Annotated in this window: 22 protein-coding genes; 16 read left to right on the plus strand and 6 right to left on the minus strand. The window is 69.4% G+C overall.

Annotation, left to right across the window (positions count from 1 at the left end; genetic code table 11):
- The first annotated feature begins 43 nt into the window (after positions 1 to 43).
- Complete coding sequence (locus HPS01S_RS05930; RefSeq protein ID WP_157576113.1) at positions 44 to 901, plus strand: zinc ribbon domain-containing protein; 858 nt, start codon at positions 44 to 46, stop codon at positions 899 to 901.
- A 4-nt stretch (positions 902 to 905) separates the two neighbouring features.
- Here HPS01S_RS05930 and HPS01S_RS05935 read toward each other — a convergent pair whose 3' ends face one another.
- Complete coding sequence (locus tag HPS01S_RS05935) at positions 906 to 2459, minus strand: YifB family Mg chelatase-like AAA ATPase (protein ID WP_066152374.1); 1554 nt, start codon at positions 2457 to 2459, stop codon at positions 906 to 908.
- 277 nt (positions 2460 to 2736) lie between these two features.
- Between HPS01S_RS05935 and HPS01S_RS05940 the strand changes: the two genes are divergently transcribed.
- The 9 genes from HPS01S_RS05940 to HPS01S_RS05980 all read left to right on the plus strand — a co-directional run bounded on the left by HPS01S_RS05940 (position 2737) and on the right by HPS01S_RS05980 (position 9854).
- The gene (locus HPS01S_RS05940; RefSeq protein WP_066152377.1) at positions 2737 to 3075 is read left to right on the plus strand and encodes a P-II family nitrogen regulator; all 339 of its coding nucleotides are present in this window, start codon (positions 2737 to 2739) and stop codon (positions 3073 to 3075) included.
- A gap of 31 nt (positions 3076 to 3106) precedes the next feature.
- The gene (locus HPS01S_RS05945; protein WP_066152379.1) at positions 3107 to 4567 is read left to right on the plus strand and encodes an ammonium transporter; all 1461 of its coding nucleotides are present in this window, start codon (positions 3107 to 3109) and stop codon (positions 4565 to 4567) included.
- A gap of 141 nt (positions 4568 to 4708) precedes the next feature.
- A complete protein-coding gene (locus HPS01S_RS05950) occupies positions 4709 to 4936 on the plus strand; it encodes a hypothetical protein (RefSeq protein WP_084397097.1) in 228 nt (75 codons plus the stop codon).
- Positions 4937 to 5021: 85 nt separating this feature from the next.
- Complete coding sequence (glcE, locus tag HPS01S_RS05955; protein ID WP_157576115.1) at positions 5022 to 6149, plus strand: glycolate oxidase subunit GlcE; 1128 nt, start codon at positions 5022 to 5024, stop codon at positions 6147 to 6149.
- Positions 6150 to 6156: 7 nt separating this feature from the next.
- Positions 6157 to 7389, plus strand: a complete 1233-nt coding sequence (gene glcF, locus HPS01S_RS05960; protein ID WP_066152388.1) for a glycolate oxidase subunit GlcF — start codon at positions 6157 to 6159, stop codon at positions 7387 to 7389.
- A 195-nt stretch (positions 7390 to 7584) separates the two neighbouring features.
- Complete coding sequence (locus HPS01S_RS05965) at positions 7585 to 8004, plus strand: DUF3597 domain-containing protein (RefSeq protein ID WP_066152393.1); 420 nt, start codon at positions 7585 to 7587, stop codon at positions 8002 to 8004.
- A gap of 96 nt (positions 8005 to 8100) precedes the next feature.
- Positions 8101 to 8478: a VOC family protein gene (locus tag HPS01S_RS05970; protein ID WP_066152396.1), complete on the plus strand. Its 378-nt coding sequence runs from the start codon at positions 8101 to 8103 to the stop codon at positions 8476 to 8478.
- A gap of 72 nt (positions 8479 to 8550) precedes the next feature.
- Positions 8551 to 9156 carry a DUF6151 family protein gene (locus HPS01S_RS05975; RefSeq protein ID WP_066152398.1) on the plus strand — a complete coding sequence of 202 codons (606 nt, stop codon included), beginning with the start codon at positions 8551 to 8553 and terminating at the stop codon, positions 9154 to 9156.
- A gap of 5 nt (positions 9157 to 9161) precedes the next feature.
- The gene (locus tag HPS01S_RS05980; protein ID WP_066152400.1) at positions 9162 to 9854 is read left to right on the plus strand and encodes a helix-turn-helix transcriptional regulator; all 693 of its coding nucleotides are present in this window, start codon (positions 9162 to 9164) and stop codon (positions 9852 to 9854) included.
- On the opposite strand, the gene HPS01S_RS05985 is transcribed toward HPS01S_RS05980, so the two are convergent.
- The 4 genes from HPS01S_RS05985 to HPS01S_RS06000 form a co-directional block, all read right to left on the minus strand.
- Entirely contained in the window at positions 9855 to 11393 is a 1539-nt protein-coding gene (locus tag HPS01S_RS05985; protein WP_066152402.1) for a SpoVR family protein, read from the minus strand.
- Complete coding sequence (locus tag HPS01S_RS05990) at positions 11390 to 12670, minus strand: YeaH/YhbH family protein (protein ID WP_218016587.1); 1281 nt, start codon at positions 12668 to 12670, stop codon at positions 11390 to 11392. Before HPS01S_RS05990 ends, HPS01S_RS05985 begins: the two co-directional genes overlap by 4 nt.
- A 31-nt stretch (positions 12671 to 12701) precedes the next feature.
- Positions 12702 to 14624: a PrkA family serine protein kinase gene (locus tag HPS01S_RS05995; RefSeq protein ID WP_066152405.1), complete on the minus strand. Its 1923-nt coding sequence runs from the start codon at positions 14622 to 14624 to the stop codon at positions 12702 to 12704.
- Positions 14625 to 14759: 135 nt separating this feature from the next.
- Entirely contained in the window at positions 14760 to 15242 is a 483-nt protein-coding gene (locus HPS01S_RS06000) for a glutathione peroxidase (RefSeq protein ID WP_066152408.1), read from the minus strand.
- 175 nt (positions 15243 to 15417) lie between these two features.
- On the opposite strand from HPS01S_RS06000, the gene HPS01S_RS06005 reads away from it, so the two are divergent.
- Positions 15418 to 16452: a response regulator transcription factor gene (locus tag HPS01S_RS06005; RefSeq protein ID WP_066152410.1), complete on the plus strand. Its 1035-nt coding sequence runs from the start codon at positions 15418 to 15420 to the stop codon at positions 16450 to 16452.
- Here HPS01S_RS06005 and lplT read toward each other — a convergent pair.
- Positions 16449 to 17732 (minus strand): lysophospholipid transporter LplT, encoded by a 1284-nt coding sequence (lplT, locus tag HPS01S_RS06010; RefSeq protein WP_066152413.1) that lies wholly within the window; start codon positions 17730 to 17732, stop codon positions 16449 to 16451. The two genes, HPS01S_RS06005 and lplT, sit on opposite strands and share 4 nt — an antisense overlap.
- A 245-nt stretch (positions 17733 to 17977) precedes the next feature.
- On the opposite strand from lplT, the gene HPS01S_RS06015 reads away from it, so the two are divergent.
- From HPS01S_RS06015 to HPS01S_RS06035, 5 genes are all read left to right on the plus strand, one after another.
- Entirely contained in the window at positions 17978 to 18706 is a 729-nt protein-coding gene (locus tag HPS01S_RS06015; RefSeq protein WP_218016588.1) for a hypothetical protein, read from the plus strand.
- Between the two features lie 6 nt (positions 18707 to 18712).
- On the plus strand, positions 18713 to 19732 hold the full coding sequence (locus HPS01S_RS06020) for a DUF6976 family protein (RefSeq protein ID WP_066152418.1): 1020 nt from the start codon (positions 18713 to 18715) through the stop codon (positions 19730 to 19732).
- 115 nt (positions 19733 to 19847) lie between these two features.
- Positions 19848 to 20981 (plus strand): alanine racemase, encoded by a 1134-nt coding sequence (alr, locus tag HPS01S_RS06025; protein ID WP_066152419.1) that lies wholly within the window; start codon positions 19848 to 19850, stop codon positions 20979 to 20981.
- Between the two features lie 95 nt (positions 20982 to 21076).
- The gene (locus HPS01S_RS06030; RefSeq protein ID WP_066152423.1) at positions 21077 to 22315 is read left to right on the plus strand and encodes an MFS transporter; all 1239 of its coding nucleotides are present in this window, start codon (positions 21077 to 21079) and stop codon (positions 22313 to 22315) included.
- Positions 22316 to 22401: 86 nt separating this feature from the next.
- Complete coding sequence (locus HPS01S_RS06035; RefSeq protein WP_255284166.1) at positions 22402 to 23529, plus strand: efflux RND transporter periplasmic adaptor subunit; 1128 nt, start codon at positions 22402 to 22404, stop codon at positions 23527 to 23529.
- Position 23530: the final 1 nt, after the last annotated feature.

Consider the following 23530-nt stretch of genomic DNA (forward strand, 5'->3'; position numbering starts at 1 on the left):
GTGCTACAACGCCAAGCCCTTCCAGTTCCACCCTCTGATTGTCATGGCCATCGTGTGTCCTTCCTGCGGCAAGGAAAACCGGGACCAGGCCCGTTTCTGCCGGGGTTGCGCCCGCCCGCTGGACCGGCCGGGCGGGGATGCGGGCTCGGACGCAGTGGCCCGCGAGCGCGCCAGCCGCGCGCTGCGCCGCGCCCGCCGGCGCAAGCGCTCGGGCCAGCGCACCGAACAACAGCCCGCCTGGTGGCGCTGGGCGGGCGCCATGACCGCGGGCGTGCTGGTGCTGGCCATCGGCTGGTGGCTCGGTGCCCACCAGTCCACGCCGGCGCCGGTGCAGGCCGCGCCCCTGGCGGGAGCGCCCGTGGCCTCACCGTCAGCCACGCCAACAGCCGGTACCGCGGCACCGGCCACCGCCCCGCAGACCGCCACGGAACCGGTGGGCGCGGACGCCGCATCGCCGAACACCCCCGAAGCCGCCGCCGCGGTCGACCGGCTGCGCCATTCGGTCGAGCTGCTGGAGCAACAGGACCGGGAGCGCGCAGCCGCCCAGGCCGCGCAACGGCAGAAGCTGGCGCAGGAACAGAAGCGCCAGGAAGACGCACGGCGCCGCGCCGAGGCGACCTCTGCCGCGGCTCCCAGCGCGCATGCGACGGCCCCCGAAACGCCTGCCGTGGCGACATCCGCGCCTGCTGCGCCCGCACCGGTGGCCGCTGCAGCTGCAGCTCCATCAGCGACCCGGCCGGCCGCAGGTGTCGACCAGCTGTGCGCAGGCAGCGACAACGTGTTCGCGCGCGACTTCTGCCGCATCCGCGAATGCGGCAAAGCCGTGTTTGCCAACGACCCCATCTGTGTGCGCTTCCGCCAGATGGACGAGGCGCGGCGCCGCGAGGCCGAGTACCGCTGATCGTTCAGCCCGCTGCCCGCAGCGCCCGCCGGTACTGCACCGCCTCGGCGATGTGCGCCACCCCCACGCTCTCGTTGCCGGCCAGGTCGGCGATGGTGCGCGCCACGCGCAGGGCTCGGTGGGTGCTGCGCGCGCTCCAGCCCAGGCGGGCCGCCGCGGTGTGCAGGAACTTGAGCGCGGTGGGTTCGGCCATCGCATGCCGGTCCAGCGCCTGGCCCGACAGCGCCTGGTTGCTCTGGCCCTGGCGCGCCTGCGCCCGCTGCCGCGCGGCCGCCACGCGTTCGCGCACGGTGGCGCTGGGTTCGCCGGCCGGGCTGTGCAGCAGGTCGTGCGGGGGCAGGGCGGGCACCTCGATGTGCAGGTCGATGCGGTCCAGCAGCGGGCCGGAGAGGCGCCCCTGGTAACGCGCGACCTGGTCGGGCGTGTCGCGGCAGGGCTGGGTGGGGTGGCCCAGGAAGCCACAGGGGCAGGGGTTCATCGCCGCCACCAGCTGGAAACGCGCCGGGAACTCGCTCTGCATCGCCGCGCGCGAGATGCGGATGTGGCCGCTTTCCAGCGGCTCGCGCAGGGCTTCGAGGGCGGCGCGCGGGAATTCGGGCAATTCGTCGAGGAACAGCACGCCGTGGTGTGCCAGCGAGATCTCGCCGGGCCGGGGCGGTGAGCCGCCGCCGACGAGGGCCACGGCGCTGGCGCTGTGGTGCGGCGCGCAGGTGGGGCGCAGGCCCCAGGCTTCCAGCCGGAAGCGCCCGGCCAGCGAGGCCACGGCAGCCGATTCCAGCGCCTCGGAGGTGTCCATGGGGGGCAGCAGGCCGGCAAAACGCTGCGCCAGCATGCTCTTGCCCGAGCCCGGCGGGCCGACCATCAGCAGCGAGTGGCCGCCCGCCGCCGCGATCTCCAGCGCCCGGCGCGCGCCCGCCTGGCCCTTGACGTCGGCCAGGTCGGCGTAGGTTTCGCTGGCCGATACCGGCGTGGGCGACAGACGCGCCCAGCCCGTGTCGTCGGGCGGTGCATCGCCGGTGCCCGCGGCCCCTTCGGGCAGGAACTGCGCCACCACGTCCAGCAGGTGGCGGGCCCGGCACACCTGGGCCTGCGGCACCAGCGCCGCCTCTTCGGCGCTGCCGGGCGGCAGCACCAGCCGTGTGGTCGCTCCCGCGGAACCGTCCCGGTGCAGCGCCAGGCTCATGGCCAGGGCGCCGCGCACCGGGCGCAGCTCGCCGCCCAGCGAAAGCTCGCCCGCGAACTCCCAGCCGGCCAGCTTCGCGCCGTCGATCTGGCCCGCCGCGGCCAGGATGCCCAGCGCGATCGGCAGGTCGAAGCGGCCCGAGTCCTTGGGCAGGTCGGCCGGCGCCAGGTTCACGGTGATGCGCTTGTTGCTGGGGAATTCGAGCCCGGCGTTGGCAATCGCCGAGCGCACGCGTTCGCGCGCTTCTTTCACTTCCGTGTCGACCAGACCCACCAGCGTGAAGCTGGGCAGGCCGTTGGCCAGGTGCACCTCCACCTGCACCGGCCGCGCCTCCAGCCCGATCAGCGCGCGGCTGTGCACCAATGACAAACCCATCCGGTCCTCCATCCCTGTTTCGGTGCATGGCCGGCTGGACACCGGCATGCACGTGTTTGGTGCGGCTCTATGGCCGCGGCGCGGGGATCATGTCATGCCCACGGGGTGGGTCGCAGCCCCCGTCGGGAGGACGTTTTCCCTCGGGGCGGCCGCCTCGGGAGCGGGGTGGATGAGCAGCTGGCACGGTCCCTGCTTCTGGCTGTAAGCGATTGCATCAACCCGTGGTGTCACCCGGCCCCGCCCCGACACCGTCCCACCCTAGAAGAGGTAACACAGCATGAAAATGGTTTCCGCCATCATCAAGCCGTTCAAGCTGGACGAAGTGCGCGAAGCGCTCTCCGGCATGGGCGTGCAGGGCATCACCGTGACCGAAGTCAAGGGCTTTGGCCGCCAGAAGGGGCACACCGAGCTCTACCGCGGCGCCGAGTACGTCGTCGACTTCCTGCCCAAGGTCAAGATCGAAGCCGCCGTCGACGACGCCCTGGTCGACCGCGTGATCGAAGCCATCGAAGGCGCCGCCCGCACCGGCAAGATCGGCGACGGCAAGATCTTCGTCTCCCCCCTCGAACAGGTGGTTCGCATCCGCACCGGCGAGACCGGCAAGGAAGCCCTCTGATCCCCGCACCCGCATCAGAAAGAGCACCCAAATGAAAAAACTGATCGCTTCCCTGCTCCTGGGGGCAGGCCTTATGTTCGGCGGGTTCTCCGCCATGGCCCAGGACGCCGCCAAGCCGGCCGATGCACCGGCCGCCACCGCACCCGCCGCCGATGCCGCGGCTGCTCCCGCAGCGGCCCCTGCTGCCGACGCTGCAGCACCCGCTGCCGCCGAGGCCGCACCGGCTGCGGCAGAAGCTGCGCCCGCCGAAGCCGTGAAGGAAACGGTGGACAAGGGCGACGTGACCTGGATGATGATCGCCACCATCCTCGTGCTGCTGATGGTCGTGCCCGGCCTGGCCCTGTTCTACGGCGGCCTGGTGCGCAGCAAGAACATGCTGTCCGTGCTGATGCAGGTCATGGTCGTGTTCTCGCTGATCGCCGTGCTGTGGGCCGTCTACGGCTACAGCGTCGCCTTCGGCGGCGAGGGCCTGATCTACGGCAACTTCGACAAGCTGTTCCTCAAGGGCGTCACCACCGACTCGCTGGCGGCCACCTTCACGGCTGGCGTGATGATCCCCGAGTTCATCTTCATCGCCTTCCAGTGCACCTTCGCGGGCATCACCTGCGCGCTGATCGTCGGCTCCTTCGCCGAGCGCATCAAGTTCGGTTCCGTGCTGCTGTTCTGTGCCATCTGGTTCACCTTCAGCTACCTGCCGATCGCCCACATGGTCTGGGGCGCGGGCGGCTACCTGTTCGACAAGGGCGCGCTGGACTTCGCCGGCGGCACCGTGGTGCACATCAACGCCGCCATGGCCGGCCTGGTGGGTGCCTATGTCCTGGGCAAGCGCATCGGCTACGGCAAGGAAGCCATGGCCCCGCACAGCCTGACCCTGACCATGGTCGGCGCCTCGCTGCTGTGGGTGGGCTGGTTCGGTTTCAACGCCGGCTCCAACCTGGAAGCCAACGGTGGCACCACCCTGGCCTTCATCAACACCCTGATGGCCACCGCCGCCGCCGTGCTGGCCTGGTGCGTGGGTGAAGCGCTGACCAAGGGCAAGGCCTCGATGCTGGGCGCCGCCTCCGGTGCCGTCTCCGGCCTGGTGGCCATCACCCCGGCCTGCGGCACCGTCGGTGTCATGGGCGCCATCATCATCGGCCTGGTTGCCGGCTTCCTGTGCCTGTGGGGCGTGACCGGCCTGAAGAAGATGCTCGGTGCCGACGACTCGCTGGACGTGTTCGGCGTGCACGGCGTCGGCGGCATCGTCGGTGCCCTGCTGACCGGCGTGTTCTCCGCCGGCTCGCTGGGCGGCGTCAAGGGCGACGACTTCTCCATCGCCAGCCAGCTGCTGATCCAGGCCGAAGGCGTGGTCATCACCATCGTGTGGTCCTCCATCGTCGCCTTCATCGCCTACAAGATCGTCGACCTGACCATGGGCCTGCGCGTGACCGAAGAGCAGGAACGCGAAGGTCTGGACATCAGCTCGCACGGCGAGACCGCCTACAACCGCTGATACAGCGAACGATTGCCTCCTTTGGATGTTCGACCCGCGCGCCGCAAGGCCGCGGGTCTTTTTTCGTCTGGTGAATGCATCACAGACAGGGCCTGGAGCGGGCGCGAGCATGCGCGCTGTCACACACTTCAGGAGGAACCTATGTCTGCACAACCGATGTCGCTGTTTGCCGTGCTCGCACTCACCCTGGGCGTCGCGCTCCAGGCGGCAGCAGCCAGCCCGCCCGCCAAGACCGAACGCCGCCCGCCGGCCCGTGTCAGCTTCATCGAGGCGCCGTCCAGCGAAACACCGGCGGCGCGCGAGAAGCGCCTGAAGCGCGAGTGCCGCGGCCGGCCCAACGCCGGCGCCTGCCTGGGGCACACGCGCTGACGCAGGGGCCAGTGCCGCTGCGATTGCAGCCGGCCGTGCAAAAAATTCAAAGGCTCTTGCAGGGCCCGCCGCTACCATGGCGGCCATGCAGAACAGCCCCACGAACGACACCCCGCATGCGCTGATCGACCAGGTCCGCGCCGCCGTCGCTGCCCGCACGCCGCTGCGCATCCGGGGCGGCGACACCAAGGCCTTCCATGGCGAACCGGTGAGCGGCCAGCCGCTGGACACGCGCGCTTTCAGCGGCATCGTGGCGCACGAACCCAGCGAGCTGGTGATCACCGTGCGCGCCGGCACGCCGCTGGCCGAGGTCGAGGCGGCCCTGGCCGAGAAGGGCCAGCACCTGCCGTTCGACCCGCCCCATTTCGGTGCCGGTTCGACCATCGGTGGCGCCGTTGCCGCCGGTCTCGCCGGCCCGGCCCGCGCCACCGCCGGCGGCGTGCGCGACTACGTGCTGGGCGCCCAGTTCGTCAACGGCCGGGCCGAGTGGCTGACCTTCGGTGGCCAGGTCATGAAGAACGTGGCCGGCTACGACATCAGCCGCGCGCTCGCCGGCTCCATGGGCACGCTGGGCGTGATCACCCATCTGTCGCTCAAGGTGCTGCCGGTGGCGCCGGCCGAGGTCACGCTGGTGTTCCGCATGGGTCAGCGCGACGCGCTGGAGCAGCTGCACCGCTGGGGTGGCCAGCCGCTGCCTTTGAACGCATCCTGTTGGGTGAAGGACGACACCGCACCCGATGCGCCCGAGCTGCTGTTCGTGCGCCTGCGCGGTGCGGCGGCCGCGGTGGAGACCGCCAGCGAGCGACTGGCGCGCGAAGCCGGCGGCCAGCGCATGGACAACGCCCAGGCCGGGCCCGACTGGGCCGCCTGCCGCGACCAGACCCTGCCGTTCTTCAGCGCACCGTCGCCGGACCTGTGCCTGTGGCGCCTGTCGCTGCCGCAGACCGCGCCGGTGCTGGAGCTGCCGTTTGCGCAGCTGATCGAGTGGCAGGGCGCGCAGCGCTGGCTCTGGGCGCCGGCCTCGGCGGCCACGCCGATCCGTGCGGCCGCGGCCAGGATGCAGGGCCACGCGACCCTGTTTCGCGCCGGCGCCGACGGCGCGCCGGGCGTGCGCCGTTTCGATGCCGAAAACCCGGCGCTGCAGGCCATCACGAAGCGCCTGCGCGAGGCGTTCGACCCGCTGGGCCTCTTCAACCAGAACAAGATGGGCTGAACCCACGATGCAAACCAACCTCGCCCCCGAATTCAAAGGCACGCCCGACGGCATTGCCGCCGAGGCCATCCTGCGCAAGTGCGTGCACTGCGGCTTCTGCACCGCCACCTGCCCGACCTACCAGCTGCTGGGCGACGAGCTGGACGGTCCGCGCGGCCGCATCTATTTGATGAAGCAGGTGTTCGAAGGCGCCGAGCCGACACGCGCCACGCAGCTGCACCTGGACCGGTGTCTCACCTGCCGCAACTGCGAGAGCACCTGCCCCAGCGGCGTGGACTACGGCCACCTGGTGGACATCGGCCGCAAGGTGGTGGATGCCAAGGTGCCGCGTCCGGCCGGTGAAAAGGCGGTGCGCTGGCTGCTCAAGGAAGGCCTGACCTCGCCCGCTTTCGGCCCCGCCATGAAGCTGGGCCAGCTGGTGCGTGGCCTGCTGCCCGAGACCCTGAAGAACAAGGTGCCCGCGCAGCAGGACGCCGGCCGCTGGCCCACGACCACGCATGCGCGCAAGGTGCTGATGCTGGCGGGCTGCGTGCAGCCGGCCATGATGCCCAACATCAACACCGCCACCGCGCGCGTGCTGGACGCCGCCGGCATCCAGACCGTGGTCGCACCCGAGGCGGGCTGCTGCGGCGCGGTGAGGTTCCACCTGAACGACCAGGACGGCGGTATGGCGCAGATGCGCGCCAACATCGACGCCTGGTGGCCGCACGTCGAGGCGGGGGTGGAGGCGATCGTGATGAACGCCTCCGGCTGCGGCGTCACCGTCAAGGAGTACGGCCACATCCTGCAGCACGACAGTGCCTACGCCGCCAAGGCCGCGCGCATCAGCGAACTGACGAAGGACCTGAGCGAGCTGTTGCCCGCGCTGGTGCCGGTTTTGCAACCGAGGCTGGCCCGCAAACCCGACGCGAAAAAGCTGATCGGTTTCCACCCGCCGTGCACGCTGCAGCACGGACAGAAGCTCCGGGGCGGTGTCGAGACCCACCTGGCCGCGCTGGGCTTCACGGTGCAGGTGGCGCGCAACGAAGCCCACCTGTGCTGCGGCTCGGCCGGCACCTATTCGGTGCTCAACCCCGAACTGGCCTACCAGCTGCGCGACCGCAAGCTCGGCCATCTGGCCGAGCTGCAACCCGCGGTGATCGCCAGCGCCAACATCGGCTGCATCACCCACCTGCAGAGCGGCACCGCCACGCCGGTGCGGCACTGGATCGAGCTGCTGGACGAGGCGCTGGGGTCCTGACCTGCGTCCGCGGTGCCGTCCGCGCCCGTGGCGCCAGCGGCACAGCCGCGGGCACTGTCGCACGCAGCGGCCCCGGCCCGACCCTTTGCGACGATTTGTCATGCTTTGGTGGCACACAGGCCGTTATGCTGTCCCTCCGAGGCCGAGCGCGTCCGGCCCGCACCTCCCTTCACTCGACGCCACAGGAGCAGCAGCATGGGTTTCTTCAGCAACATCCTCGAAAAACTCGGCATGAAGGACGCGGCCGCCGCGCCGGTCATCATTCCGCCCGCCGCCGCAGCCCCCGCACCCGCCCCGGCCGCAGCACCTGCCGCGGCCCCTGCGGCACCGGCCGCGCCGGTGGTGAATCCCATCGCCATGGTGGACGTGATGGCCCTGCTGACCGAGAAGGCCGCCAAGCATCCCGAAAAGCTCAACTGGAAGACCTCCATCGTCGACCTGCTCAAGCTGCTGGGCCTGGACAGCAGCCTGGCCGCGCGCAAGGAACTGGCCAAGGAGCTGTACTGCCCCGACGAGCTCATGGGCGACTCGGCCAAGATGAACATGTGGCTGCACAAGAACGTGCTGGGCCACATCGCGGCCAACGGCGGCAACATCCCGCAAGAGCTGCTCTGATGTCTTGATGCAACCGCTGACAGCCTGCTGCCACAGCGCTGTCAGCAGGGGGGCCGCAGACTCCGGGTTCTGTTCAACCACCCCCTGGAGTCTTTCATGGCACACACCCTCAACTGGTTCGAGATCCCGGTCGCCGACATGGACCGCGCCGTGCGCTTCTACGAGGCGCTCACCCGCCAGTCCCTCAAGCGCGAAGCCTTTGGCGGCCCCGGCCAGGAGCTGGCCGTGTTCCCCGGCGACCGCGAAGCCGATGTGCGCGGCGCGCTGTTCAAGAGCCCGGCCATGCAGCCTGCCGCACAGGGCACGCTGGTCTACCTCAACGCCGGCGACGCGCTCGACCCGTGGCTCTCTCGCGCCGAATCAGCGGGCGGCCGGGTGGCCCAGCCCAAGGTGACCCTGCCCGAAGGCATGGGCTGCTTCGCCCACATCATCGACAGCGAAGGCAACCGCGTGGGCCTGCACGCGCTGGCGTGAAGACCCGCACCAGAGCGGGAGGGCCTGCGGTTCACGCACAATGAGCCCGCCACGTCAGTACAGGGAGACCCGATGAACACCGCCACCCACCCATTGCGCTGCCACTGCGGCCGCTTGCAGGGCCACGTCACGCTGGAGGGGCGCAACACCCGAGTGGTCTGTTACTGCAAGGACTGCCAGGCGTTTGCACGATTTCTGGACCCCGCCGGGCGCGTGCTGGATGCGCAGGGCGGTTCGGACGTGGTGCAGCTGGCGCCGCACCGCATCCACATTGACCAGGGCGCCGAGCACCTCGCGGTGATGCGCCTGTCTCCCCAGGGCATGTTGCGCTGGTACGCCGCGTGTTGCCGCACGCCCATCGGCAATACCCTGGCCCGCCACGACCGGCCGTTCACCGGCCTGCTGGTGCAGTGCCTCGACAGCGCGCCACTGGAGCCTTCGTTCGGTCCGGTGGGCGCGCGCGTCAACACGCAGAGCGCCATTGGCGAACCCAAGCCCCGGACCTCCGGTCTGCTTCGCACGATGTGGACGATTCTGGGCATGGTCCTGGGCAGCCGGCTGTCGGGGCGTTACAGGAACACGCCGTTCTTCGATGCGGCGGGTGCACCGGTCGCCACGCCCCAGGTGCTGTCGGCGGACGAGCGCGCACGCCTGCGGGCCGCGCCGGGCGGTGCCTGACTGCGATGCGCCGCGCCGACCGGCTCTTTGCCCTGGTCCAGCTGATCCGTGGCCGGCGCCTGTCCACCGCCGCCTGGCTGGCCGGGCGCCTGGAGGTTTCGGTGCGCACGGTCTACCGCGACGTGGCCGACCTGCAGGCGCAGGGCGTGCCCATCGAGGGCGAGGCGGGCGTCGGCTACCGGCTGGGCACAGGCTTCGAACTGCCACCGCTGATGTTCACCGTCGACGAGGCGCGGGCCCTGGCGCTGGCCACCCGCATGGCGCAGCAGTGGCTGGACCCGGCGATGGCGCTGGCCGCGTCGGATGCGATGTCGCGCGTGCTGTCGGTGCTGCCCGCCGGCGTGCGGGCCGAGGTGGAGCGCCAGCCCTTGCTGATCGCACCGGTGGGGCTGGAGCCCGCGCTGGGCCAGCGCCTGCAGGCGCTGCGCGAGGCGGCGCAGGGGCGGCGACGGGTGACACTGCGCTATGTCGACCAGGGCGAGCGGCGCACCGAGCGGCAGGTGCGGCCGCTGGGCTGCTTCTACTGGGGCCGGGTCTGGACGCTGGCGGCCTGGTGCGAGCAGCGCCAGGATTTCCGCAACTTCCGGCTCGACCGCATGGAGGCTCTGCAGGTGGAGGCGTCGGTGTTCCCGGTCGAGCCGGGCCGGACGCTGGCCGACCTGCTGCGCCGCGAAACCGGGCACAGCACCTGGCGCTGATCAGGCCCGCACCGGCACCTCCCGGCGCCGGGTGACCTTCCCCTTGCTGTCGACGCTCTCCAGCTGCACGCCAAAGCCCCACAGCCGGGCCACGTGCTTGAGCACCTCGCCCGCGCTCTCGTGCAGCGGCCGGTCGTTGTGCTGGGTGTGGCGCAGCGTGAGCGAGCGGTCGCCGCGCAGGTTGACGTCCCAGACCTGGATGTTGGGCTCGCGCGAGCCCAGGTCGTACTGGCGGGCGAGCGTCTCGCGCACGCGCCGGTAGCCCGTCTCGTCGTGAATGGCGCTGACCTCCAGCGTGTCCTGCTGGTCGTCGTCGACCAGGGCGAACAGGCGGAACTCGCGCATCAGCCGAGGGCTGAGGTACTGGCCAATGAAGCTTTCGTCCTTGAAGTTGCGCATGGCGTGGTCCAGCGCGGGCAGCCAGGGCGTGCCCGCCAGTTCGGGGAACCACTGCCGGTCCTCGTCGGTGGGGGCGTCGCAGATGCGTTTGATGTCGGTGTACATCGCAAAGCCCAGGGCGTAGGGGTTGAGGCCGCTGTAGCGGCGGTCGCCGACGCCGGGCTGGAAGATCACGTTGGTGTGCGACTTGATCCACTCCATCATCACGCCGTCGGTGAGGAAGCCGTTGTCGTACATCTCGCTGAGCAGGCGGTGGTGCCAGAAGGTGGCCCAGCCCTCGTTCATCACCTGGGTCTGGCGCTGCGGGTAGAAGTACTGGGCGATCTTGCGCACGATGCGCACCACCTCGCGCTGCCAGGGCTCCAGCAGCGGCGCGTTCTTCTCGATGAAGTACAGGATGTTCTCTTCCGGCTCGGCCGGAAAGCGCTTGACGGCCAGGGCGTCGCCGTCGGCCTCGGCGCGCCGCGGCAGCGTGCGCCACAGCTCGTTGACCTGCTGCTGGGCATAGGCCTCGCGGTCCTTGCGCTCGGCCAGTTCCTGCGCCAGCGACTTGCGGCTGGGCCGGCGGTAGCGGTCCACGCCGTGGTTCTGCAGCGCGTGGCAGGAGTCCAGCAGGTCTTCCACGGCGTCGATGCCGTGCCGTTCCTCGCACTCGGCGATGTAGTTCCGTGCGTAGACCAGGTAGTCGATGATCGCGCTCGCATCGGTCCACATGCGGAACAGGTAGTTGCCCTTGAAGAAGCTGTTGTGGCCGTAGGCGGCGTGGGCGATCACCAGCGCCTGCATCGCCATCGTGTTCTCCTCCATCAGGTAGGCGATGCAGGGGTCGCTGTTGATGACGATCTCGTAGGCCAGCCCCATGTGGCCACGCTTGTAGTTCTTCTCGGTGAGGATGAACTCCTTGCCGAAGCGCCAGTGGCGGTAGTTGACCGGCATGCCGACGCTGGCGTAGGCGTCCATCATCTGCTCGGCGGTGATCACCTCCAGCTGGTTGGCGTAGGTGTCCAGGCCGAAGCGGCGCGCGGTGCGTTCGATCACCTCGTGGTAGCGCTCGATCAGCTCGAAGGTCCAGTCGCTGGGGCCGGGCAGGGGCTCGGGCGGCCGGGGCAACATCGGCAGGGGGTGCTGGAGGGCGCTCATGCCGGCACCCCTTCCTTGCGGAACAGGTCGCGGAACACCGGGTAGATCTCGGCCGCGGTCGAGACCTTGCGCAGCGCGAAGTTGGGGTGTGCCTGGCCCAGCGTCTCGTAGGCCTGCCACAGGTTCTGTTCTTCCTCGGTGACCTGGATGTAGGCGTAATAGCGGCAGGCCGGCAGCAGGCGGGAGTCCAGCAGCTCGGCGCACTTGGGCGAATCGTTCATCCAGTTGTCGCCGTCGCTGGCCTGCGCGCCGTAGATGTTCCACTCCTGCGGGTTGTAGCGCTCGCGCACGATGCGGTCCATCAGCTCCAGCGCGCTGGAGACCACGGTGCCGCCGCTTTCGCGGGCGTGGAAGAACTCGTCCTCGGTGACCTCCTGGGCCTGGGTGTGGTGGCGGATGAACACCAGGTCGATCTGGTCGTAGTGCCGGGTCAGGAACAGGTAGAGCAGCACGAAGAAGCGCTTGGCCAGGTCCTTGCGCTGTTCGTCCATCGAGCCAGAGACGTCCATCAGGCAGAACATCACGGCGCGGGCGCTAGGCACCGGCACCCGCACATGGCTGCGGAACTTGAGGTCGATCGGGTCGATGTAGGGCAGGCGTTCGATGCGCCAGCGCAGCTGCCTGAGCCGCGCCTCCAGCTCGGCCACCTGGCTGCGGGTCACCGGGTCGTCGCCGTGGCGGCGCAATTCGGCAATGCGCTCTTCCAGCTCGGCGCACTCGCGCCGCACGGCGCCGCCCAGGGCGATGCGCCGGCCGTAGGCGCCGCGCATCGAGCGCACGATGTGCAGGTTGTTGGGCGTGCCGCTGCTGGTGAAGCCGGCGCGCCGGGTCTTGAACTCGGGCACCTGCGCCAGCTGGGTGCGGACCAGGTTGGGCAGGGCCAGGTCGTCGAAGAAGACCTGCATGAACTCTTCGCGGCTGAGGGCAAAAGTGAAGTCGTCTTCCCCCTCGCCGCTGTCGCTGGCCTGGCCGCTTCCGCTGCCCTGTCCGGTGCCGCCCTGGGGCCGCTGGATGCGGTCGCCGGCCAGGTACTCGCGGTTGCCGGTGTGCACCACCTCGCGCTTGCCGCCGGGGCCGTGGCGGAATTCGGGTTCGGACAGGTCGCGCTGCGGGATGTGGACCTCCTCGCCACGTTCGACGTCGCGGATGCCGCGCCCGCTGATGGCGCGCCGAACCGCCTCGCCGATCTGCTCGCGGTAGCGGCGCAGAAAGCGCTCCCGGTTGCCGATGGATTTGTTCTTGCCCGCCAGCCGCCGATCGATGATGGACTGCAGCATGGGTGTTCCTGGTGGACGCCGGCCCCCGCGGTCAGCTGGACTTGCGCACGCGCAGGTACCACTCGCACAGCAGGCGCACCTGCTTGGGCGTGTAGCCCTTGGCCACCATGCGGGTGACGAAGTCCTCGTGCTTCTTGGCCTCGTCGGCGCTGGCCTTGGCGTTGAAGCTGATCACCGGCAGCAGTTCCTCGGTGTTGCTGAACATCTTCTTCTCGATCACCGTGCGCAGCTTCTCGTAGCTGGTCCACAGCGGGTTGTGGCCGGCGTTGTTGGCGCGCGCGCGCAGCACGAAGTTGACGATCTCGTTGCGGAAGTCCTTGGGGTTGCTGATGCCCGCGGGCTTCTCGATCTTCTCCAGCTCGGCATTGAGCGACTGGCGGTCGAACACCTCGCCGGTGTCGGTGTCGCGGTACTCGTGGTCCTGGATCCAGTAGTCGGCGTAGGTGACGTAGCGGTCGAAGATGTTCTGGCCGTATTCCGAATAGCTCTCCAGGTAGGCGGTCTGGATCTCCTTGCCGATGAACTCGGCGTAGCGCGGCGCCAGCTGCTCCTTGATAAAGCCGACGTACTTCTGCTCCAGCTCCTGCGGGAACTGCTCGCGCTCGATCTGCTGTTCCAGCACATACATCAGGTGCACCGGGTTGGCGGCCACCTCGGTGGAGTCGAAGTTGAAGACCTTGGAGATGATCTTGAACGCGAAGCGCGTGGAGATGCCGCTCATGCCCTCGTCGACACCTGCGAAGTCGCGGTACTCCTGGTAGCTCTTGGCGCGTGGGTCGGTGTCCTTGAGGTTCTCGCCGTCGTAGACCTGCATCTTGGAGAACAGCGAAGAATTCTCCGGCTCCTTCAGGCGCGTGAGCACCGAGAACTGCGCCATCATCTTGAGCGTGCCCGGTGCGCAGGTGGCCTGCGAGAGCGAGGAGTGGCGGATCAGCTTCTCGTAGATCTTCACCTCCTCGGACACGCGCAGGCAGTACGGCACCTTGACGATGTAGATGCGGTCGAGGAAGGCCTCGTTGTTCTTGTTGTTGCGGAAGGCCTTCCACTCGCTCTCGTTGCTGTGCGCCAGCACGATGCCGTCGAAGGGGATGGCGCCGAAGCCCTCGGTGCCCTTGAAGTTGCCTTCCTGCGTGGCGGTCAGCAGCGGGTGCAGCACCTTGATCGGCGCCTTGAACATCTCGACGAATTCCATCAGACCCTGGTTGGCCAGGCACAGGCCGCCCGAGTAGCTGTAAGCGTCGGGGTCGTCCTGCGCATAGGTCTCCAGCTTGCGGATGTCCACCTTGCCCACCAGCGAGCTGATGTCCTGGTTGTTCTCGTCGCCCGGCTCGGTCTTGCTCACGGCGATCTGGCGCAGCACCGAGGGGTGGCGCTTGACCACGCGGAAGCGCCGGATGTCGCCGCCGTATTCCTCCAGCCGCTTGACGGCCCAGGGACTCATGATGCGGTTGAGGTAGCGCCGCGGGATGCCGAACTGCTCTTCCAGCAGGGCCGCGTCTTCCACCGGATCGAACAGCCCCAGCGGTGACTCGTTGACCGGCGAACCCTTGATGGCGTAGAACGGCACCAGTTCCATCAGCTGCTTGAGCCGCTCGGCGATCGAGCTCTTGCCGCCGCCCACCGGCCCCAGCAGATAGAGGATCTGCTTCTTCTCTTCCAGGCCCTGCGCGGCGTGGCGGAAGTAGGACACGACCTGCTCGATCGAGTCCTCCATGCCGTAGAACTCGGCAAAGGCCGGGTAGACCTTGATGACCTTGTTGGCGAACAGGCGCGAGAGCCGCGGGTCGTTGCGCGTGTCGACCATCTGCGGCTCGCCGATGGCCTTGAGCATGCGCTCGGCCACGGTGGCATAGGCCAGAGGGTTGCGCTTGCACTCCGCGAGATAGTCCTCCAGGGACATCTCTTCCTCACGGGTGCGTTCGAAGCGGGCGCTGAAGCTGCTGATCACGTCCATGGCGACCTCCTGTGGAGTTGCAACGTTGGATCACGACGCAGGCCTCAGGTTCACAGAAATTCGGTCGCGTGAAAACCCCGGTGTTGCGTATGGCGCGAATGATCGGACAGGGCGGGCAGAGGCGCTGCCCCGGACTCAGGCCAGTGCGGCCTCGATGTCACCGGCCAGCTTCTGCGGTGCGTCCTGCGGTGCGTAACGTCTGATCACGCGACCGTCCCGGCCGACCAGGAACTTGGTGAAGTTCCATTTGATGGCCTTGCTGCCGAGCAGCCCGGGCGCCTCGGCGGTGAGCCAGCGGTACAGCGGGTGGGCCTCGGCGCCGTTGACTTCGATCTTGCTCATCATCGGAAAGCTCACGCCGTAGTTGCGCTGGCAGAACGTGGCGATTTCGCTGTCGCTGCCCGGGTCCTGGCTGCCAAACTGGTTGCACGGAAAACCCAGCACCACCAGTCCCCGGTCGCCGTAGGTCTGGTGCAGCTGCTCCAGACCGGCGAACTGCGGGGTGAAGCCGCAGGCGCTGGCGGTGTTGACGATGAGCATGGGCTGCCCGCGGTACTTTGAAAGCGGTACCGGCTGGCCGTCGATCGACTGGGCCTGGAAGTCATAAATGCTGGACACCGGAAGTGCTCCTCATGAGGTGGTTGGTGGCGTGGGGCCGTTTCGCGCGGACCTCACAGGCTGGCACTGTGTCACGTTGTGGCGTTCCGCAAGCGGGCAAGGGCAGAGTCCGGGACGACCGAGCGGGCATACTCGTGGGAGTTGGGTAATCCCTTTGTATTCGGTGGAGAGGTGAATGGCAGGCTCATTTTCGTTGGCCCTGGTCGGTTTTCCCGAGAGCGAATCGGCCACGTTCGAGTCGTTCTTCCGGCTGGCAGCGCGTCGCCCGCCGGCCTATGTGGTGCAGGACGAGGTGCTGGATGCGCAGGTGCTGGTGGTCAACGCCGACAACGCCCAGGCCGTGCACCTGGTGCGCCACGCCGAGCTGCAGGGCAAGGTGCTGCTGATCGGTCACAACGATGCGGGCACCGGCTGGCCGCTGCAGCGCAAGCCGGTCAAGCTGGTGGGCGTGCTGGCGGCGCTGGACGAACTGGTGGGCGCGCGGGCGCGGCCGGCCGCAGCGCCCACCGCCCCTGTGGCGCGCACGCGCCGTCGTTCGCCCGACACCGAGTTTCCGCCCACCCGCCCCATGGTTCGTGAGCGCCAGACAGGCTCCGCACCGCCGGTGCTGCGCAAGGTGGCGGCGCCCATGCCGCGGTTGCCGTCGCAGCCGGTGGGTGTGATGGGGGTCACCGATTTCGGGGCGCTGGAGCCGGCGCCCGCACCCGCGCCGTCCTCGCGTGCACCTTCTTCCCGCGCGCCGTCATCCCGGTCGATGCGCTCCAGGAACAGCCGGACGTCGGCGGCGGTGCCGGAGGTGCAGCGCGGCGACGTGCTGCTGGTGGCCGAAAGCCTGGTGGAAGGCCGCATCCTGCACAAGCGCTTCAAGCGCTACGGGCTGAACATCGACTGGTCGCGCGAGGCGCCCCAGGCGCTGGCCCTGCTCAAGGAGCACCCTTACCGTCTGGTGGCGATCGACCGCATCAAGGGTGACGCCGATGCCTACTCGGTCTGCCGCAGCGCCAAGCAGCGCAAGCTGCCCAATGGCAGCGCACCGGTGGTCCTGATGTTTGCGCCCACCGCCGGCAGCATGGACCGCATCAAGGCGGGACTGGCGGGGTGCGACGCCTACCTCTCCCGCTCGGTGGGCGAGGCCGAGTTCTACCGGGTGCTGGCGCAGCACCGGCTGGTCAATCTGGACGGCTTCGAGCCGACCAACATCAATTTCTAGCCGTGCAGGTCGTCCCGGCGGGCGATCTCCAGCAGCCGCTCCAGCTCCACCCCGTGGTGGCGCTGGTTGTGCTGGTGCCACTTCATGATCAGCCACATGAAGCCGGCCACGATCAGGCCGAAGATGGTGATGGCGGCGAAGGCCGAAAGGCCCATGCCGGTGGAGAAGCTGTAGAGCGCGCCCAGGACCAGGATGCAGGCCTGCTCGTTGAAGTTCTGCACCGCGATGGACCGGCCCGCGCCCATGAGGTTGTGGCCCCGGTGCTGCAGCAGCGCGTTCATCGGCACGACCAGGAAGCCGCCCAGGCCACCCAGCAGCACCAGGAAGGGCGCGGCCACCCAGACGTTGTCGATGAAGTTCATGCCGATGACCAGCAGGCCCATGCCGATGCCCAGGGGCATGACGCGCGTGGCCTGGTCCAGCCGCATGCGCAGCGAGGCCACCACCGCACCCACGGCGGTGCCCAGCGCCACCACGCCCACCAGGGACGAGGCCTGGGTGGTGGTGTAGCCCAGTGCGGCGCCGGCCCATGCCAGCACGATGTAGCGCAGGTTGCCGCTGACACCCCAGAACAGGGTGGTGGTGGCCAGCGAGATCTGACCCAGGTGGTCTTTCCAGAGGCGGCCGTTGCAGCGCCAGAAATCAGGCAGCAGCTCCAGCGGATTCCGGGGCATGGGTCGCGGGGTCACGCCGGTCAGCGGGATGCGCAGGTTGAAGGCCGCGGCCAGCGCGTACACGCTCACCAGCACCGCGATGGCGGCTTCGGCCGGGTGGTCGATGCCGGTGGTCAGCCCGGGCGCGTCGACCGATAACAGCAGCGACGACAGGTAGGGGCCGACGAGCTGGCCTCCCAGCAGCACGCCCAGGATGATGGAGGCGATGGTCAGGCCCTCGATCCAGCCATTGGCCTTGACCAGCTGGGAGGGCGGCAGCAATTCGGTGAGGATGCCGTACTTGGCCGGGGAGTAGGCGGCAGCACCCAGGCCCACCAGGGTGTAGGCCAGGAGTGGGTGCACACCCATCAGCATCAGCAGGCAGCCCGCCACCTTGATCGCGTTGCTGATGAACATCACCTGGCCCTTGGGCCGCGCATCGGCAAAGGCCCCCACGAACGGGGCCAGGGCGACGTAGAACAGGGCGAACAGGGGGACGAGGGCGGCGCTCTGCCACTCGGGGGCGTGGCGGCTGCGCAGCAGCTCGATGGCGGCCACGAACAGCGCGTTGTCAGCCAGGGAGCTGAAGAACTGCGCCGTCATGATGGTGTAGAAGCCGCGCTTCATCAAGGGTCTTGTTGTGGCCGGCGTTCGGTGTCCGGGGGGTGGCGGCTGCGGGGGGCCTCTGGCTGTCTCCAACGATCCGGCGGTTATAGCACGCCACCCTGACCGTCCCGCCCCGGTGCGGGACGGTGTTGCGCCTAGTGGCAGGGGCGCCGGCAGGCTTGGCGCCGGGTGTGTCAGTTTGGCGCAAGAAAGGGGTGGAACGGGTCTTGCGGCCGGCTCCGAAACCGACAAGAGGAGACACCCACATGATCAGCATCGACAAGGCGCTGCTGCGGCAGCTGCTGTTGATAGAGCGCCCCTGGGAAGTTCGCGACTACCGCCTGGACGTGCGCAAGCGCCGCTGCGATGTCTGGATCGGGCAGGAGCCCGAGCGCGGCTGGTTCGGCCGGCCCAAGGCGGCGCCGGCGGGGGAGATGGCGGTCTGGCAGCACCTGGCGATCGGGCCGGTCCGTTTTCATCTGCACGTGACCGTGCCGCACGGGTTCGAGTCCAGGGGCATCGGCTGGATGGGCGATGCCGGCATGCCGTTCACCCGGGCGCTGGCGGCGCGGGTGTTCGCGCTGTTTGGCGAGGGTGTGCCGCTGCAGTCGGTGTGCACGCTGCTGGACCTGAGCCTGCAGGACGTCTGGCGCTACCGCTATGCGCTGGACACCGGCCGCGCCGGGGGCGCCGAGCCGGTGGCGCGCCCGGCGGAACCAGCGCCAGCACCGGCGGCCACGCGTGCCGGGCCGGCCCCGGCCAGCACCGCCGTGCCCGATGTGACCGACCCGGTCTGGCTGCGCCTGCTCGACGGCGACCTGAGCCTGGACATCAAGGTGCTCAGCCTCAAGCTGATGCTGACCAAGCTGCGCTCGCAGCTGGACCTGATCCACGACGAGGAGGTGCGCCTGCTCAAGCTCAAGGAGCTGCACCGCTATTTCGTCAAGAACGAGCGCGTGCTCACCCACGAACTGGACCAGCTGCGGCTGGGTTGACCCGACATGAACGCATCCCGAACCCCGCCGGCACGCCCTGTCAGCGGCACGCTGATGGACCTGCAGGACGCCCTGGTGGCGATCCGCAGCGGCGCCTACCTTTCGATCGCGGCCGACGAGGCCCTGCTGCGCCGGCTGCCGCCGGGCAACTGGCTGGCCGGCAGCATCCCGTACTTCATGGCCCAGGACGGCGGCGAAACCTCGCGCCAGAAGCTCTTCGTCACCGAGCTGCCCACCCACGCCGGTACGCCGCAGCTGCGCTGGTACGACGCCGCCAGCCTGCACAAGGTGGCGCTGGACGCGCCGGCCCACGGGCTGACGGTGCTGATCGTGCCGGCCTTCTCCGACGTGCATTCGCGCTTCGCCCGCGAGGCACCGGCCTTCGAGGACATGTACATGAAGCCCCTGGTGGGCTGGATCGCGGGCGTGCACCTGGACGACCTGGGCCAGGCCGCGCCGGTGGTGGCCAACGGCCAGACCCTGGTGTTCAGCCACGACAAGGCGCTGGCGGTGCACATACCGCTGCCGGAGTCCATCTACCCGCGCATCGACATCCTCAACCTGTTCCAGCCGGGCGGCGGCGACGCGATCCGTTTCCCGTCCACCGGCTTTTCGGCGCAGGAGTGCTTCGTCAACGGGCAGCTGGTGAACCTGGCGCAGTACCTGGCGCAGAAAGGCATCGACACCCGGCTGCCGCTGGTGGCCGACTATTCGGGCGCGATGATCAACGTCTCGTTCAAGGCGGTGGACGCGGCGGCCGGGCGCGTGGACTTCTACGCCCCGGTGTTCGACGACGTGGAGTACCGCATCGCCGAACCGGTGCCCGACTACGCCCGCTCGTTTGCGCAGTCGCTGCCGGGCGATGCCCTGGGGGCGCGCTGGAGCTGCAACTGCATCCTCAACTACCTGTACGGCGGGCTCGAAGGCCAGCGCACCGGGCCGATCACCGGGCCCATGACCTTCGGCGAGATCGCCTACCAGCTGCTCAACCAGACCATGGTCTACGTGAACCTCGAGAAGCTGTAGAAGCGGCGCTGCTCCGGCATGAATCGCCTTGGGCAGCGGTGGTGGCGAGACGGGTTTGTGCGACAGTCGGCGCTTTCCGCCGACTTTTGCTTCCTCCCACCTGTCCGGTTCTGCCATGCCCCGCCCGATCCTCGCCACCGTCCACCCCGAAGCGCTTGAACACAACTTGAACCAGGCCCGCGTGCGCGCGCCCGACGCCCGCGTCTGGGCGGTGGTCAAGGCCAACGCCTACGGGCACGGCATCGAGCGTGTGTTCCCGGCCCTGCGCAGCGCCGACGGCTTTGCCATGATCGACTTGGCCGAAGCCGAGCGCCTGCGCGCGCTCGACTGGCGCGGCCCCCTGCTGCTGCTCGAAGGCGTGTTCGAGCCGCGCGACTTGGAACTGTGCTCGCGCCTGAACATCTGGCACGCGGTGCACTGCACCGAACAGATCGACTGGCTGGCCGCGCACAAGACGCACACGCCGCACCGCGTCTTCCTCAAGCTCAACAGCGGCATGAACCGCCTGGGCTTCCGGCCCGACGCGTTCCGCGCGGCATGGGCGCGGCTGAACGCGCTGCCGCAGGTGGAAGAGATCTCGCTGATGACGCATTTCTCCGATGCCGACGGTCCGCGCGGCATCGCCCACCAGGTCGCCGCCTTCGAGGCCGCCACCGCCGACCTGCCCGGTGAGCGCAGCCTGTGCAACAGCGCGGCCATCCTGCGCCATGCGCAAAGCCCGCTGCGCGGCGTGGGCGTGAGCACGCTGGCGGCCGACTGGGTGCGCGAAGGCATCGCACTCTACGGCGGAGCGCCCGACCACCCCGAGAACACCGCGGCCGGCTGGGGCCTGCAACCCACCATGAGCCTGACCACCAAAGTCATCGGTGTGCAGAGCCTGCAGCCCGGCGACACCGTGGGCTACGGCTCGGCCTTCACCGCGGAGCAGCCCATGCGTGTCGGCGTCATCGCCTGCGGCTACGCCGACGGCTATCCGCGCCACGCGCCCACCGGCACGCCGGTGCTGGTGAGCGGTGTGCGCACCCGCACCGTCGGCCGCGTCAGCATGGACATGATCGCCGTCGACCTGGCGCCGCTGGACGCCGCCGGCGTGCCAGCCGGCATCGGCAGCGAGGTCGTGCTCTGGGGCGTCTCGCCGTCCACGGGGGCGCAACTGCCGGTGGACGAGGTGGCCCGTTCCGCAGGCACCATCAGCTACGAGCTGCTGTGCGCGGTCGCGCCCCGGGTGCCGTTCGCCGATCCGGCGTAGAACCCGGTTACCACACAGGTTCATTTGCAGGCCCCGCCGGGCGCCGGAGTGGTTCCCGGCAGACAATCGATTGCATTCCCGATTGAAAGCCTGATGTGAACCCCGTTTCCGCCTTCCTGGCCGCCCCGCTGAAAACCCTGCGCGGCCTGCCCTATGTCGCCTGGATCATCCTGTACTGCGCCCTCACCTGGGGCATCTTCGGGGCGCTGCTGGGGGCGGTGACGCCCAACCTGCGCGCCCAGATGGGCGTGTCCTTCCAGCAGATGGGCTGGCTCATGGCGATCTGGAGCGCCGGCGGCGCCGTCGGCTCGCTGCTGGGCGGCGCCATCGCCAAGCGCTTTCCGCCGCGCCGCCTGCTGCGCGCCTACACCGCGGCCGTGGTGGTGGCGCTGGCGGGCGTGCTGCTGGCACCCAGCTTCGGCTGGCTGGCTTTCTTCATGGTGACCATCGCCACCTTCGAGACCGCGCTCTTCACCGTCGGCCACGGCCTGCTGGCCGAGCTGAGCGACGAGCCCGAGCAGCGCGCCCGCATCATCAGCCTGGTCGACGTCGGCTACAGCCTGGGCACCATGTTCTCGCCGCTGATGGCGGCAGCGGTGCTGGCGGCCAACCCGAACTGGCGCGGCCCTTATGTGGTGTTCGGCTTCATGGCGCTGGTGATGCTGCTGATGACGCTGCAGCGCCGCCACCTGCGCAGCGTGGCTTTTCGCAGCGACCACGCGCACGCCGAAGCCACCGGACAAGTGCACCAGCCGCTGGACTACGGCGGCCTGCTGCGCCAGCCGGTGGTGCGCTGGGTGCTGTTCGCCGGCGTGTGCAGCGGCCTGTGCGAATGGGGCCAGTACTTCTGGTTCGTGAGTTTTGCCACCGAGGCGCTGGGCGAGAGCGACCAGGTGGCCCGCATGGCCCTGGGCTTCCTGATGGCCGGCATGGTCACCGGCCGGGTCTGGCAGGCCTTCGTGCACAGCCGCTGGAGCATGGAGCAGAAGATCCAGGGCCTGGGCGCGCTGGCGGCGCTGGCGATCACGGGCGTCTGGCTGAGCCCGGCCGATGCGCCCTTCGTCTGGCTCGCGCTGTGCAACTACCTCACCGGCCTGGGCGTCTCGGTGGGCTTCCCCATCCTGCTGGGCATCGCGCTGCGCGGATTCCCGCAGGAGGCGCCGCGCCTGTCGGCGCTGCTGATGATCTCCTTCACCGTCGGGGCGCAGATCGCGGCCCTGCTGATGGGCGAACTGGCCGAACACTTCGGCCTGCGCGCGGCCTACGCGGTGCTGGTGGCGGCGGCGCTGAGCTTCTTCGGGGCGGCCTGGGTGCTGGCGCGGCAGCGCCGCTGAGGCTCTGCCGCCGATGAACGGCGGTCGAAGATGTCTTGTACCCCTGGGGGTATGTGTGTATACTGCGGCAGGTATAGGAGATCGCCATGCCCGTCCATGCACACGCCCCGTTGTTTCTGTCCCTGAACCCGGTCCGCACCGCGCGCCTGCTGCTGGCTTCCGGCCTGCTCGCCATGGGCGCTGCACAGGCCGCCGATCCGGCGCCCGCTTCGGCGGGCCCCCAGGTGCCCGTGGTCGCCGTGGGTGCGCAGGCGGTGGCGGGCAGCGCCGAGTTCGACGGCAGCCTGCAGGCGGTGCGCCAGAGCGTGCTCTCGGCCCAGGCCAGCGGACGCATCGCCACGCTGTCGGTCAAGGCCGGTGACCGCGTGAAGGCCGGCCAGGTGCTGGCCGTGATCGACGATCGCGCGACCCAGGCCGGCGTGGCGCAGGCGCAGGCTGGCGTCGCGCAGGCCCAGGCCAGCCTGGCCAACGCCAGGGCGGCCTACGAGCGCACGAAAGAACTGCGCGCGCAGGGCTTCATCGCCCAGGCCGCGCTGGATTCGGCACTGGCCCAGTACCGCGCCGCCGAAGCCGGCGCCGCCGCCGCCCGCGCCGGCCAGACCCAGGCCAGCGTGGCCCAGGGTTTCACCCGCCTGACCGCGCCTTACGACGGCTGGGTGCTGGCGACGCACGCCGAGGCCGGCGCCCTGGCCATGCCCGGCGCGCCCATCCTCACCGTCTACGCGCCGCAACCGATCCGTGCCGTGGTGCATGTGCCGGCCTCGCAGCAGCCGCTGGCGCTGGCGGCCTCGCAGGTCGAGGTGCAACTGCCCGGCACAGACAAGTGGGTCAGCCCCGCCGCCAAAACCACCGTGCCCGCCGCCGACCCGGTGTCGCAGACGGTGGAGTGGCGCCTGAACCTGAGCGACGCCGATGGCGCCGGTCAGGTGCCCGGCCGCCAGGTGAAGGTGCGCTTCGTCGGCAGCGCCGCCCAGACCGCGCCGCAGCGCCTGGTGGTGCCGGCCACAGCCCTGCTGCGCCGGGGTGAGCTGACCGGCGTCTACGTCGTGACCACCAAGGGCGACGCCGCGAAAGGCTTCGCGCTGCGCGCGGTGCGCACCGGTGCCACACACGGCGACGGTGTCGAGGTGCTGGCGGGCCTGAAGGCGGGCGACCAGGTGGCGCTCGATCCTGTGCGCGCCGGTCTGGCCGGCGCAACGCCCGTGACGAAGTAAG

Source organism: Hydrogenophaga pseudoflava NBRC 102511, from assembly GCF_001592285.1.
GTDB lineage: Bacteria > Pseudomonadota > Gammaproteobacteria > Burkholderiales > Burkholderiaceae_C > Hydrogenophaga > Hydrogenophaga pseudoflava.